This is a genomic window from Cognatishimia sp. SS12, from assembly GCF_028369055.1.
Lineage (GTDB): Bacteria > Pseudomonadota > Alphaproteobacteria > Rhodobacterales > Rhodobacteraceae > Cognatishimia.
Map to the genome: position 1 here is coordinate 287,206 of NZ_JAQNCZ010000002.1, position 12,821 is coordinate 300,026.

Consider the following 12,821-nt stretch of genomic DNA (forward strand, 5'->3'; position numbering starts at 1 on the left):
CTGTTTTGCCATTGTTTGGCTGTACATTAAGTCAGCCTTGTTGACACTCCAATAGCGAATTGGTAGCGAGCAGCAGTTTTCACGAAACTTTGTGGCGACGACTGACCTGGTTGCGCAACAAATGAAAAATCACCTGTGCTGAGAAGGAATAGAGCATGGCCGGTTCCTATGATGATCGCGATGGTAAAATCTGGCTGGATGGCCAGCTGGTAGAATGGCGCGATGCCAACGTGCACATTCTTTCGCATGCATTGCATTATGCGAGTTCCGTTTTTGAAGGCGAGCGTGCGTATAATGGCAAAATTTTCAAAAGCGTCGCGCATTCTGAGCGCCTGTTGAAATCTGGCGAGCTGCTGGACATGCCGATCCCATATACTGTCGATGAGCTTGAAAAAGCGAAATACGACGCGCTGGCGGCCAATGGGTTCAAAGACGCCTATGTGCGCGTCGTTGCTTGGCGCGGGGCGGGCGAAGATATGGGGGTGGCCTCGGCCAAGAACCCGGTGCGCGTGGCTGTCGCGTGCTGGGAATGGGGCGCTTATTATGGCGACGCCAAGATGAAGGGTGCCAAGCTCGACATCGCCAAATGGAAACGCCCCAGCCCGGAAACCATCCCAACGGCTGCAAAGGCTGCGGGTCTTTACATGATCTGCACCATGTCCAAACACGCGGCTGAAGCGAAAGGTTGCTCTGACGCGCTGTTTTACGACTATCGCGGTTATGTCGCTGAGGCGACCGGCGCAAATGTGTTCTTTGTCAAAGACGGCGAAGTGCACACGCCGATCCCGGATGCGATCCTGAATGGCATCACCCGCCAGACCATCATCGAGATGCTGAAAGACAAGGGCATCACAGTGCATGAGCGCCACATCATGCCCGAAGAACTGGCAAGCTTTGAGCAATGCTGGCTGACCGGGACCGCCGCCGAAGTGACCCCAGTTGGACAGATCGGTGAACATACTTTTGAGGTCGGGGCGCTGACGCGCGATATCGCCGAAAGCTATGAAGCGCTAGTTCGCGCTTAAGCGAACCGAACAGCAAATCATCAAGCCCGGTGCCAACTGCGCCGGGCTTTTTGTTTGGGTCTGCCTTAGCCCTGCGGCGTCATGGTTTGGCGGGCATTGCCGCGCTTGAGACCCAATTTCTGTTCGCGCCAAATGATGACGACGCCTGCGCCAATGATCAAGGCGGCACCCATCAGCGTGCTGAGGGTTGGAATTTCGCTGAACACGAAATAGCCGATCAGGATCGCAAACAGCATCGAAGCATAGTCAAAGGGGGCAAGCAAAGACGCCTCGGCATAGCGATACCCCGTCGTGAGGAAGATTTGCGCCACCCCACCGATCAGCCCGGCCAAGATCAGAAACAGGGTTTCCTGCGCGCTTGGGATCACCCAGCCCAGCGGCAGGGTCAACAATGACAAAAGCGACGCGGTGAGCGAAAAGTAGAACACGATCGCCGACGTCTGATCAGTTTGCACCAGCTTGCGGATATGGATCTGCGCCATGGCCCGGAAGAGCGCCGAGCCAAGCGCAAGCATCACCCCAAGCAGCGCCACTGTCGCCGGACCCCCAGACAGGTCAAAGACGGTGATGCGTGGGTAAAGGATCACGCCGACGCCCAGCAACCCGACCGCCAATGCGCTGAGGCGGAACACGCGAATGCGTTCGCCCAAAAACATCGCCGCGAAAATGACAATTAATAGCGGCGAGGTGAAGCCAATCGCCGTCACCTCAGGAAAGGGCAAGAGCCCCAGCGCGCCAAAGCCGAGTGCCATGGCCGTGGTGCCGATGAAGCCGCGCCAGAAATGGCCCATCGGGTTGGTGATTTTTAGGCCGGTCTGCAATTCTTTCCGGTGGATCAGCCAAGCGATAATGATGAACATCGCGAAAAACGACCGAAAGAATACCGCCTGCCAAGGCGGAACATGCGCGCTGGTCGCTTTGATCAGTGACGCCATGATGGCGAACAGAAATAGCGCTGTGACTTTGAAAAATATGCCACGGAGTGGGTTCATGAATCGTCTCTTTGGGTTCCGCAAATCGTGACGGGTGCATCACGAAATGGCAAGCAGGACAAACTGTATTGGCTGAACAACACCAGCCGTTAGTTCATTAAATTGCGCCGCTTCAAGCTGCATTAGGGTCGAAAGCCCGCGATGTTTGTCCCCGCACGCCAAGCGGTTTTATCTTAGCAGATTCGACCAATGCTCTGGCAGATCGCAATCCATTTCTTTGGCCAATTGTTCAAGATAGGCCAACATCAACCGGGCGCGTTTGCGCGCGATCTTGCGGCCCTTGCGCGTCACCATCGCCTGCGGCAATTGCAAAAGTTTCAGATGCCAGTGATCAATCGACCAAAGTTGATCATCAAGCGGGCGCTGCGCGGCAAACGGATCATTGTGATCGGCCAGCGCCCGGTTCATCGTGCCCGCCACCATGAAGGTGCGGGCGATGCCCACAGCGCCCAAGGCATCCAGCCGATCTGCATCGCGCAAAATTTCCGCTTCGGCGCTTTCTGGTGGAATACCAGCTGAATAACTATGGGCCGTAATGGCATGGGCCGTGGCCGCAATTTCATCTGCGGAAAAGCCAAGTTGAGCCAAAATAGGCTCTGCTTTTTGCGCCGAGAGACGCGAAGCGTCTTTGCGATTGGGGGCATCTTTGGGCAGGTTCACCAAATCATGCAGATAGGCCGCCGCCATCAAGACGCGCAGATTGGCGTTGCCTTCGTCTTTGGCAATGCGGCGCGCGTTTGCCCAGACACGATCCAGATGGCCCATGTCATGCGCGGCATCTTGCACCATTTCTTGGCTGATCACATCGCGCAGCTGTGCTCTTAGGGATTTCATCAGCCAATGCGACCCTGATTTTCGCCGATCTGACCGCGGTGCAGCAGAAGATGATCAAGCACGACACAGGCCATCATCGCCTCGGCGACCGGAACGGCGCGAATGCCCACACATGGGTCATGGCGCCCTTTGGTGATCACCTCTGTGGCGCTGCCGTCAATGCGGATGGATTTGCGTGGGCTAAGAATCGACGAGGTCGGTTTGACCGCAAAGCGCACAACCACATCCTGCCCGGTTGAGATACCCCCCAAAATGCCGCCCGCATGGTTTGAGGAATAGACTGGCTGGCCATCGTCGCCGAGGAAAATTTCGTCGGCATTCTCGGTGCCCTTCAGGCGTGCAGCGGCCATGCCCTCGCCAATCTCAACACCTTTGACAGCATTGATCGACATCATGGCTGCGGCAAGATCCGTGTCGAGTTTGCCATAGATCGGCGCACCCAGACCCGCCGGCAGCCCGCGGGCCACGACCTCGATCTCAGCCCCAACGGAATCATGGGCCTTGCGCAGCGCCTGAAGATATTCCTCCCAGGTCTGGGCGGTTGCGGCACCATTTGGAATCCAGAAATCATTCTGATCGATCGCATCCCAGTCAAAGGTGCTGCGATCAATGCCCATCTCGCCCATGCGGGTCATATAGCCTTTGATCTCAAGACCAGGCACGAGGGTTTTGATTGCTGCGCGCGCAACCCCGCCTGCAGCCACACGGGCCGCTGTTTCGCGCGCCGATGACCGGCCGCCGCCGCGATAGTCGCGATTGCCATATTTTTGATGATAGGTGATATCCGCATGGCCAGGCCGAAAGGTTTGGGAAATCTCGCCGTAATCCCGGCTGCGTTGATCGGTGTTTTCGATCATCAGCTGAATGGGCGTGCCCGTCGTTTTCCCCTCAAAAACACCAGACAGGATCTTAACCGCATCCGGCTCATTGCGCTGCGTGGTGTTCTTGTTCTGCCCCGGGCGCCGCTTATCGAGCCAGACCTGCAACATTTCCGGTGTGACCGGCACATTGGGCGGGCAGCCGTCAACGGTGGCCCCCAGGGCAGGCCCATGGCTTTCGCCCCAGGTGGTAACGCGGAAAAGATGGCCAAAACTGTTGAGTGACATGGGGGACTCCTGTTTCAGTCCCCTTTATCTGACAACGCAACGATGGAAAAGCCTTTCGCCGGCCTATTGCGCGCTCTTCTGGGCACTGCGCGTTGTTGGCACCTGCGCCTCGGGATGGATCACCGCTTCGTAGTGAAACAACGGCCACAATGGCCCCGGATAGGGCCCCAGTTCATCCGGGGCAAGGCCGTGCCCCTTGCGGGCAAGTTCAACCGGGCTGAAGCCGGTGAGGGTCACATGGGTTTCAAATCGCTGATGGGCTGAATGGGCGGACACTGCGGTTGCGAGTGCGAGAGGAAGCAAAGCAGTCGTTAGCGCAGCACCTTTGAAAAGCGAACTGAGGCAGGTCATGCTGTGTCCTTTCGATCGTGACTGTCGGGATAACGCCTATGTGGGGAAATGGTTGCAAACTTCCATATGCAGGCCGATCATTTCCTGTCACGCTTTCGGCAATGGCGCGGGCGTTTCCGTGACCTTTGCGCATTTGCAAAACCGCTTTGAATTTGCGGCGTGATTGATTTAACCAATCAGCACGCGGCCCCGTGGCTCAACTGGATAGAGCAGCCCCCTCCTAAGGGGCAGGTTGCAGGTTCGAATCCTGCCGGGGTCGCCAGGAACTGCTAGTTTCGCAAACCCAAGTCAAAGCGTCACCCTAAGCACCACTACGCCCCTTTGGAGAGTTGCCACAGCTGATTGTTCAAGTGAGTCAGTGTCTGCGGCAGCACATTGCGGTGCAGTCTACCGCCGAGACAGATTCTGACAAAACGGTCTTGATTGCCCGTCGTTCTGAACGCGCTTTCCGGTGAGATGCCGATTTCCTGATTGGACATGTTTGACATCAGCGCGGCACAGGTCACGTTGTCTGGCAGGCGCAGCCAGATGTTAAAGGCGTGGGGATTTGAAACGAACACGACTTCGGTGATTGTCTTGGCGGCGATTTCTTGGCGGATCGCCGTTTCGCTGCGGATGAACCGCCGGATTTGATCGGCTGTGCCATCCAGCACCCAGCGTGTGGCCAAGGCCATGGACACCGGGGAGGCCATGACAGAGACAGCCCGAATGCCGTTTTCCATGGCAAAACATCCACGGGCGCTCGGCGCGATGGCATAGGCCAGGCGCAACCCGGCCCCGATACATTTTGCCAGACCGCCGATGTACCACGTGAGTTCTGGGGCGCTTGCAGCCATGGGCGGTGGCGCATCGGGCAGCACAAACCCATAGGCATCATCTTCGATCAGCGGCAGATCATGGCGCTTCATGACGTTGGTGATTTCAAGCCTGCGATCTTGAGGCACGATCAACGTCGAGGGGTTGTGCAAGGTCGGATTGAGATAGAGCGCCTTGGGATGATGCTCTTTGATTGCCGCTTCAAGCGCGTCTGGAAGGATACCGTCCGCATCCATCGGCAGGCCGATCAAACGAAGGCCAAGCTGCGCTGCAATTTTTTTGAAACCTGCATAGGTGATGTCTTCGCAGAGAATGCAATCTCCGGGTCGCGAAAGGATGGTTAGAATGGCAAGCATCGTGGCATGGGCACCCGGGGTGACGGCAACACGGTCCAGATTGGGGACAAGCCCGCGCATGGACAGCCATATTGAGGCAGCTTCCTTGTCGATCTCCCCGCCGATCGGGTTTTGGTATCGCAGCAGGTGCACCAGATCGTTTGAAACAGCGGACAGGCCTGAACGCATCCGCTCGATCAGCTCCGGGTCGGTGGGTTCGGGCGGCGCATTCATGGTGAGGTCATGTGCAAGCGCGCGGCGTTCGTCGCTGATCGCGCTGTAGCTTTGCTGCGGTAGGACAAATGTCCCCTTGCCGACATGAGATTCAATCAAGCCTCGGCTGATGGCTTCGGTGTACCCGCGCGAGACGGTCGTAAAATCCACACCAATCAAATCGGCCAACTTGCGCTGAGGGGGCAGACGATCTCCGGGCAGTAAGACGCGGTCTTTCATGTCCTGTGCAATGCAGTCGGCAATTGCCAGGTAGCGCGGTTTTGCCGATCTCTCGATTCGTTGGGTCCAGTTTTCCATTGTTTCACCTAGAGGGAGGTTACGGGTCCGACATATTGTATGCATCTTTTGCGGACAATGTGTTGGGGGCTGAAAGAGGCGAAAATAGCGGTCTCAGGCAATCTTTGTGCAATAAATTACCATAAAGGCGCAGGATTGCTCACGCATTAAGCGCATTCATACAATCAATACAATTACATTGTATGTAAATTTGTATGAATCAATGGTGGTCCTTTCGAACTCCGGTCTAGCAATGATCAACATCACTGCGACTGACAGGAGAACGCAATGCCAGCAGTAACCACACCCGCCCACAAAGACGGTGACTTTTTCGTCGACTATGAAGAGAAGCTGTTTGAAGACGTGCAGGCCGAAGAGGGCCAGAAAGCACTTGTGACATTCCACACGGTTGCCTTTGAAGGCTCCATTGGTTTGGTCAATATCCTGCAAGCCATCCGCCTGCAGCGCAAAGGGTTTGAGACCTCGATCCTGCTGTATGGTCCGGGGGTCTCGCTTGGCATTCAGCGGGGCTTCCCAACGCTTGGGGATGAGGCGTTTCCAGGCGCGCAAAACTTTGCGAACAACCTAAAGAAGTTCATGAAGGAAGGCGGCAAAGTCTATGCCTGCCGCTTTGCCCTGCAGATGTTGATGGGCCATGGCGAACCCTCCTTGTTGCCGGGCATCACGCCAATCGCGCCACAAGATGTCCTGGATCTCAAACTGCTTCACGTGCGCGATGATGCCGTCATCGTCGACACTTGGACGCTGTAACAATCCATCACCGAGGTGGCGACAGCGCCACCTCGGCATGATCATTCTTTTCCCTAATCCCGGCGGGCGGCACAGGTGTCGCGCAGTCTTTCACAAAGGATGACACAATGACCGATCAAATTGTTCGCGCCGCTGCTGTGCAGATTGCCCCGGATCTGACCAGCCGCGCAGGTACAATCGAACGGGTTCTGAACGCGATTGCCGACGCGGCCGACAAGGGCGCAGAGCTGATTGTGTTTCCGGAAACCTTTGTGCCGTACTACCCATATTTTTCCTTCGTTTTGCCACCGATCCAGCAAGGTCCGGAACACCTGCGACTTTATGAAGAAGCGGTTGTTGTCCCCTCGGCGGAAACGCAGGCTGTGGCCGATGCAGCGCGCAAGCGCGGCGTGGTTGTCGTGCTTGGGGTCAACGAGCGCGACAATGGGTCTTTGTTCAACACGCAATTGATCTTTGATGCTGATGGCACCCTGGCACTCAAGCGTCGCAAGATCACCCCGACGTATCATGAGCGCATGATCTGGGGCCAAGGCGATGGCGCAGGCCTTAAGGTTGTCGAGACCAAAATTGGCCGCGTTGGTGCCCTGGCGTGCTGGGAACACTACAATCCGCTGGCGCGCTATGCGCTGATGTCGCAGCACGAAGAGATTCACGTCGGTCACTTCCCCGGCAGCCTTGTCGGCCCGATCTTTGCCGAGCAAATCGAAGTCACCATGCGTCACCATGCGCTTGAGGCGGGATGCTTTGTGGTGAACTCCACGGGCTGGCTGACCGAAGAGCAAATCAACGCCGTCACCGAAGATCTAAAGCTGCAAAAGGGTCTGCGCGATGGCTGCATGACCTGCATCATCTCGCCGGAAGGTCGCCATGTTGTGCCCCCTTTGACCGAGGGCGAAGGCATTCTGATTGCGGATCTCGACATGAAACTGGTGACAAAACGCAAGCGTATGATGGACAGCGTTGGCCATTATGCGCGGCCTGAGTTGCTGCATTTGGTGCATGATGCACGACCGGCGCAACCCGTGCGCCGTATCGAGGAAGCGCAAGACATTTCGCTCGCGCCTGAAGTGGAGGCCGACAATGTCTGAAGCCACGTTGATCAATGAATTGCAGACCCATGGCATGCGGATGGTTGACCCATCTGTCGGCATGGAAAGCCGCCGGGGCGGTGCAGGTCCAACGGATCACAAAGCGGTCACGATCGGCGGATCAACCGTGATGGTTCCGGTGCATACAGCCCCGGCGTTTGATAGCCCCTATCTGGTGCAGGCCCCTGATGCAGAGGGCATGGCAGAAGTCACCAAATCCGGCGTGTCTCTGGGCCAAGTGAAATTCCCCATGCGGCCAAAGTTCTACGATCTGAAAACTGCGGATGGGATCGCGTATCACAAGATTGCCACCTTGCATTCAAAGGATGTCTTGGCGACCACGGTTCTTCAGGATTGTATCCGCTACGCAAGCCGTAAAAAGACCTGTCAATTTTGCTCAATCGGGCAATCTCTGGCGGCGGGTCGCACCATCGCGCACAAGACCCCGCAGCAACTGGCAGAGGTCGCAAAGGCCGCCGTTGACTTGGATGGCGTCAAGCACATGGTCATGACAACGGGAACGCCTGCAGGCAAAGATCGCGGCGCTTTGGTCATGACTGAAAGCGCCAAAGCCATCAAAGCAGCGGTAGCTTTGCCGATCCAAGGGCAATGTGAACCACCCGAAGACGACATCTGGCACGAACATATGTTCGCTGCGGGGATCGACAATCTTGGTATGCACCTAGAGGCCGTCACACCCGAAGTGCGCGAACGTGTCATGCCGGGCAAAGCGCAGGTTGGTCTGGAGAAATATTTCGACAGCTTCAAAGCCGCCGTCAAAGTCTTTGGGCGTGGGCAAGTCTCGACCTATATCATTGCGGGTCTTGGCGATACGCCAGAAGCGATTTTGGAAACCTCACAAGAGCTTTGCAAAATCGGGGTTTATCCCTTTGTGGTTCCATTTGTCCCGGTTTCAGGCACGCCAATGGAAAGCCACCCGGCGCCAAATGCAGATTTTATGTCCCGCATTCTAAAGCCTTTGTCAGGCATGATCCTGCGCGCCGGCATGAGCGCTGAGAGTGCAAAAGCAGGCTGCGCCAAATGCGGTGCCTGCTCAGCCCTTTCTGTTTACGAAAAGCTGAGGGTGTCATGAGTTTTCAGAGCCACAAAGCCTTTCTGTCGCCAGATTTTATCATCCGCGCCGCAGCACACCCCTGGGAGCACGAAGGCATCAAAACCCTGCGGCAGCAGGTGTTCGTTGAGGAGCAGGGTATCTTTGAAACGCATGATCGTGATGCAATTGATCAGATTGCCATGCCTTTGGCCGCGATCAGCACCTTTGCCTCTGAGGCTGATCAGGTGGTCGGGACTGTGCGCATCCATGAGGACGCCCCTCGCGTCTGGCGCGGCTCTCGGTTGGCGGTTGCCAAAAGTCATCGCCGCATGGGTCGTCTTGGCGCAGAGCTGATCCGTTTGGCCGTCTGCACCGCTCATGGTCGCGGCTGTGAGCGGTTTCTGGCGCAGGTACAGCTGCAGAACGTACCCCTCTTCAAACGCCTGCGCTGGGCGCCGCTGCGCGAGATCGAAGTGCACGGGGTGCGGCATATGGAAATGCAGGCTGATTTGGCAGCCTATCCGCCAATTCCCGATCCTTTCTGTGGCTGGAAAGCGCTCGCGCCAAGACGGAGGACCCTGTGATGAAACCGCATCTTCCCCTGCGCACCCTGGTGCGCGACCTGCGTGAACACCCCTCTATTCGCAGCAAACTTGATATTGCCCAAAGTACAGAAACCCTTGGGCTGACGGCGCAGAGCGTGGGCCAACCGGGCGATGATTGCGCTGTTCTGCCAAACCAAAGCGGCTTTGATCTGTTTTCTTGCGAAGGTTTTATCAATGCCTTCGTCAAAGCCGACCCTTGGTTCGCGGGGTGGTGCGGCGTGATGGTGAATATATCGGATATTCTGTCCATGGGCGGGCGGCCACGTGCGATCACCAATGCAATATGGGCCCCGAACGCAAAGCAGGCGCAACCTGTTTTGGCCGGTATGAAAGCGGCATCTCAGGCCTATGGTGTTCCGATTGTTGGCGGGCATACCAACCTGCACACGGATGAATTGCAGCTCTCGGTGTCGATCATCGGTCAGGCCAGAAAACTTATCTCAAGCTTTGAGGCGCAGCCAGGTGACGTCTTGATCTGCGCAATCGACCTGCGCGGCAGTTATCGGGAGCCGTTTGACAATTGGAACGCCGCGTTGACCACACCGCCCGCGACATTGCGGGCCTGTATGGACATTCTGCCCACACTCGCCGAGGCGGGTTTGGTCGCGGCAGGGAAGGACATCAGCCAAGGTGGTATCGCTGGCACGGCATTGATGCTGGCAGAGGCCTCGGGCGTTGCAATTGAAATCCAACTTGAAGCTTTGCCAAAACCGGCAGGCGTCGACATGGCGCGCTGGCTGCGCAGCTTTCCGAGCTATGGTTTCTTGCTTTCGGTCAGGCCGGAAAATGCCGCCGCTGTTTGCGCTGCCTTCGCACAGTCCGGCATCGCCGCGACGGCCTGTGGCGACATCCGCGCGGGCAGCGCCCTGCATCTGACGGGGCGCGATGGAACGGCCTTGTTCTGGGACCACGACCGCACCCCATATCTTAACCTATCGTCAAAAGGGACCGCTCATGCCTGAGACCCGCTTTACCGTGCGTTGGCCCGATGGCCAGGTCGCGCAATGCTATTCGCCCTCAACCGTGGTGCAGGAGTTCCTATCCGCTGAGACCACATACCCGCTGGACGAGTTTGTGACCCGCTGCCGCATTGCTTTGGAAAAAGCCAGCGGGCGCGTCGAAGCCAAGTTCGGCTATCGCTGCACCAGTGCCGAGGCACAGCTTGCGGCGATCGAGCAGAAAGCCAGCACATTCACCAGCCCGGCGGATGTGACCTGCCTCTCCATTTCTTAAGGAACGCACCATGATTCATCGCGAACATAAATCGGCCGTCATCGTTGGCGGCGGTCAGGCCGGATTGTCTGTCAGCTATTACCTTTGCCAAGCGGGATTGGATCACGTTGTTCTGGAGCGCCACCAAAAATTCCATTCATGGCGCGTAAACCGCTGGGATACGTTTTGTCTTGTGACACCGAACTGGCAATGCCGCCTCCCGGAATTTCCCTACAAAGGCAACGATCCTGAGGGCTTTATGGTGAAGGAGGAGATCACGGATTATCTTGATGCCTTCGCCGAGACGTTCAACCCGCCGATCATCGAAAACTGCGTCGTGACAAAGATCACCAAACGTCCGGGTGGCGGGTATCTGGTTGATAGTAGCCAGGGGCACTTTTCTGCTGATCAAGTTGTGATCGCGACCGGCGGCTATGATAACCCGATTGTGCCGCCTTATGCAGATCAACTGGATCCATCGATTTTGCAGATGCACTCGGTGGATTATCGCCGCCCCGAGCAGATGCCAGATGGTGGCACGCTTGTGGTCGGAACGGGTCAATCTGGTGTGCAGTTGATGGAGGATTTGCACCTCAAGGGGCGCGATGTGCATCTGGCGGTTGGCCCTGCTCCGCGTGCGCCGCGCATGTACCGGGGGCGCGATAGCACCGATTGGCTTTATGATATGGGGCAGTATGCCATCACGATCGACCAGCATCCCAATCCCGAACATGCTGTGACCAAAACCAATCACTACATGACCGGTCGCGACGGTGGGCATGAGATCGACCTGCGCAAATTCGCGCGGCAAGGCGTTTCTCTTTATGGCTCCGTATGCGGAATGGATGGAAAGACCATACAATTCCTGCCGGACCTTGAGAAAAACCTCGATGATGCGGATGACGCCTATGTTGGCATCCGCGATGCCATCGACGCCTATATCGCGCAGAACAACATTGCTGCGCCCCTTGAGCCCGCATTTGAAAAAGTGTGGCGGCCTGAACGCGAGATCACGGAAATCGACTGCGAGAAGGAAGGCATCACATCCATTCTTTGGGCCATTGGTTTCCGTCCCGACTACAGCTGGATTGACGTTGATGTATTCGACGAACGCGGGCGCCCGGTTTATCAGCGCGGTGTCTGTCAGGAAGATGGGTTCTATTTCATCGGTCTTGGGTGGTTGAACACTTGGGGATCCGGGCGCTTCCTTGGGATTGACGAAGACTCCCGCCACTTGGTGGCGCATATCGCGGCCAAGGCAAAATCAGAGCTTCAGGTCGCGTCATGACTCGCGCCGCATTTGCGCAAAACAGCCCATCGCTTGCACGCCGCAGCACCATGACACTTGGCATGGCGCAGCTTGCCCCAAGAGGCATATCAGAAGACTGGTGGCTCAAACACTGCGGCGATGTGCATTGGCAATTGATCGCGGCGGCCGTCGGGCAAAATACAACCGTGTTTCGCGACGCGCAGGGGCGGCAGCTCTACGCCGCGTTCTGCGCGAGCGAGTTTACGCAGGTCCAGCCCGACTTGGTGGGGCTCGGGCAGGCTTTGGATGTGCAATCCGAGCTTTGGGCCGCTGGAAGGAGCCGAATACAGTCTAACCATCGCCTTTTTGTCGGCGGGGTCGAAGTGGCGCGTATTCAGCTCGTCTCGACCTTCGTGGCCCATATGGAGGCCGGCATCAACGCCAGTGTCAGGCGCGCGACACCCTATTTGATCCCCGTGCTTGAGCCTGCGCCAGATGATTTTGCAAAACGGGCGTCCGCGGCGGCAAAGCGTGATCGGCAGTCGATTTACCATGCCAAAAACAAAGTTGTTTTGCCCACCCATATCGGGATGGATTTTAACGCCGTGGGTTTGTTGTACTTTCCCAGTTTCACCCGGTTGTTTGAGCAAACTGAAGCGGTCCTCTGCGATGCATTGGGGTGGCGTCCGGTGATGCAGCGCAGCGTTCTTTATTTTGGGAATATCGAAGCTGGCGACGCAGTCATCGGTGGGGTGCCCCGTGCCCATGGCCATGCCTTTGAGCTTTGGAAAACTGAGACAGCAGAAACAGCGCCCATCATTCTTGCAAATTGCACGCTAACCCGTTTCTGAGGCGCTCGCAAAGAATCGAGCC

14 protein-coding genes and 1 tRNA gene are annotated in these 12,821 nt (G+C 56.9%); 10 read left to right on the forward strand and 5 right to left on the reverse strand.

Annotation, left to right across the window (positions count from 1 at the left end; translation table 11 throughout):
• The first annotated feature begins 155 nt into the window (after window positions 1-155).
• Window positions 156-1,025, forward strand: coding sequence for a branched-chain amino acid aminotransferase (locus N6L24_RS05990; RefSeq protein WP_271843752.1), 870 nt, complete (start codon window positions 156-158; stop codon window positions 1,023-1,025).
• Between the two features lie 65 nt (window positions 1,026-1,090).
• Here N6L24_RS05990 and N6L24_RS05995 read toward each other — a convergent pair whose 3' ends face one another.
• The 4 genes from N6L24_RS05995 to N6L24_RS06010 form a co-directional block, all read right to left on the reverse strand.
• Complete coding sequence (locus N6L24_RS05995) at window positions 1,091-2,017, reverse strand: DMT family transporter (protein ID WP_271843753.1); 927 nt, start codon at window positions 2,015-2,017, stop codon at window positions 1,091-1,093.
• A 168-nt stretch (window positions 2,018-2,185) separates the two neighbouring features.
• Window positions 2,186-2,851, reverse strand: a complete 666-nt coding sequence (locus N6L24_RS06000) for an HD domain-containing protein (RefSeq protein WP_271843754.1) — start codon at window positions 2,849-2,851, stop codon at window positions 2,186-2,188.
• Complete coding sequence (gene aroC, locus N6L24_RS06005) at window positions 2,851-3,957, reverse strand: chorismate synthase (RefSeq protein WP_271843755.1); 1,107 nt, start codon at window positions 3,955-3,957, stop codon at window positions 2,851-2,853. The genes N6L24_RS06000 and aroC overlap by 1 nt, the downstream gene beginning before the upstream one ends.
• Window positions 3,958-4,020: 63 nt before the next feature.
• A complete protein-coding gene (locus N6L24_RS06010) occupies window positions 4,021-4,308 on the reverse strand; it encodes a hypothetical protein (RefSeq protein ID WP_271843756.1) in 288 nt (95 codons plus the stop codon).
• A gap of 185 nt (window positions 4,309-4,493) precedes the next feature.
• Between N6L24_RS06010 and N6L24_RS06015 the strand changes: the two genes are divergently transcribed.
• Window positions 4,494-4,570: transfer RNA gene (locus N6L24_RS06015), tRNA-Arg, on the forward strand.
• Between the two features lie 49 nt (window positions 4,571-4,619).
• On the opposite strand, the gene N6L24_RS06020 is transcribed toward N6L24_RS06015, so the two are convergent.
• Window positions 4,620-5,990: an aminotransferase-like domain-containing protein gene (locus tag N6L24_RS06020; RefSeq protein ID WP_271843757.1), complete on the reverse strand. Its 1,371-nt coding sequence runs from the start codon at window positions 5,988-5,990 to the stop codon at window positions 4,620-4,622.
• Between the two features lie 267 nt (window positions 5,991-6,257).
• Between N6L24_RS06020 and N6L24_RS06025 the strand changes: the two genes are divergently transcribed.
• The 8 genes from N6L24_RS06025 (at window position 6,258) to N6L24_RS06060 (ending at window position 12,799) form a co-directional block, all read left to right on the forward strand.
• Window positions 6,258-6,740: an MSMEG_0572/Sll0783 family nitrogen starvation response protein gene (locus N6L24_RS06025; protein ID WP_271843758.1), complete on the forward strand. Its 483-nt coding sequence runs from the start codon at window positions 6,258-6,260 to the stop codon at window positions 6,738-6,740.
• A gap of 107 nt (window positions 6,741-6,847) precedes the next feature.
• On the forward strand, window positions 6,848-7,828 hold the full coding sequence (locus tag N6L24_RS06030) for a Nit6803 family nitrilase (RefSeq protein WP_271843759.1): 981 nt from the start codon (window positions 6,848-6,850) through the stop codon (window positions 7,826-7,828).
• Window positions 7,821-8,921, forward strand: coding sequence for an MSMEG_0568 family radical SAM protein (locus N6L24_RS06035; RefSeq protein WP_271843760.1), 1,101 nt, complete (start codon window positions 7,821-7,823; stop codon window positions 8,919-8,921). Before N6L24_RS06030 ends, N6L24_RS06035 begins: the two co-directional genes overlap by 8 nt.
• A complete protein-coding gene (locus N6L24_RS06040) occupies window positions 8,918-9,466 on the forward strand; it encodes an MSMEG_0567/Sll0786 family nitrogen starvation N-acetyltransferase (RefSeq protein ID WP_271843761.1) in 549 nt (182 codons plus the stop codon). The genes N6L24_RS06035 and N6L24_RS06040 overlap by 4 nt, the downstream gene beginning before the upstream one ends.
• Entirely contained in the window at window positions 9,466-10,449 is a 984-nt protein-coding gene (locus N6L24_RS06045) for a sll0787 family AIR synthase-like protein (RefSeq protein ID WP_271843762.1), read from the forward strand. The genes N6L24_RS06040 and N6L24_RS06045 overlap by 1 nt, the downstream gene beginning before the upstream one ends.
• Window positions 10,442-10,720: an MSMEG_0570 family nitrogen starvation response protein gene (locus N6L24_RS06050; protein ID WP_271843763.1), complete on the forward strand. Its 279-nt coding sequence runs from the start codon at window positions 10,442-10,444 to the stop codon at window positions 10,718-10,720. Before N6L24_RS06045 ends, N6L24_RS06050 begins: the two co-directional genes overlap by 8 nt.
• Before the next feature lie 10 nt (window positions 10,721-10,730).
• Complete coding sequence (locus N6L24_RS06055; RefSeq protein ID WP_271843764.1) at window positions 10,731-11,987, forward strand: MSMEG_0569 family flavin-dependent oxidoreductase; 1,257 nt, start codon at window positions 10,731-10,733, stop codon at window positions 11,985-11,987.
• Entirely contained in the window at window positions 11,984-12,799 is an 816-nt protein-coding gene (locus N6L24_RS06060; protein WP_271843765.1) for a Pnap_2097 family protein, read from the forward strand. The genes N6L24_RS06055 and N6L24_RS06060 overlap by 4 nt, the downstream gene beginning before the upstream one ends.
• The last annotated feature ends 22 nt before the right edge of the window (window positions 12,800-12,821 follow it).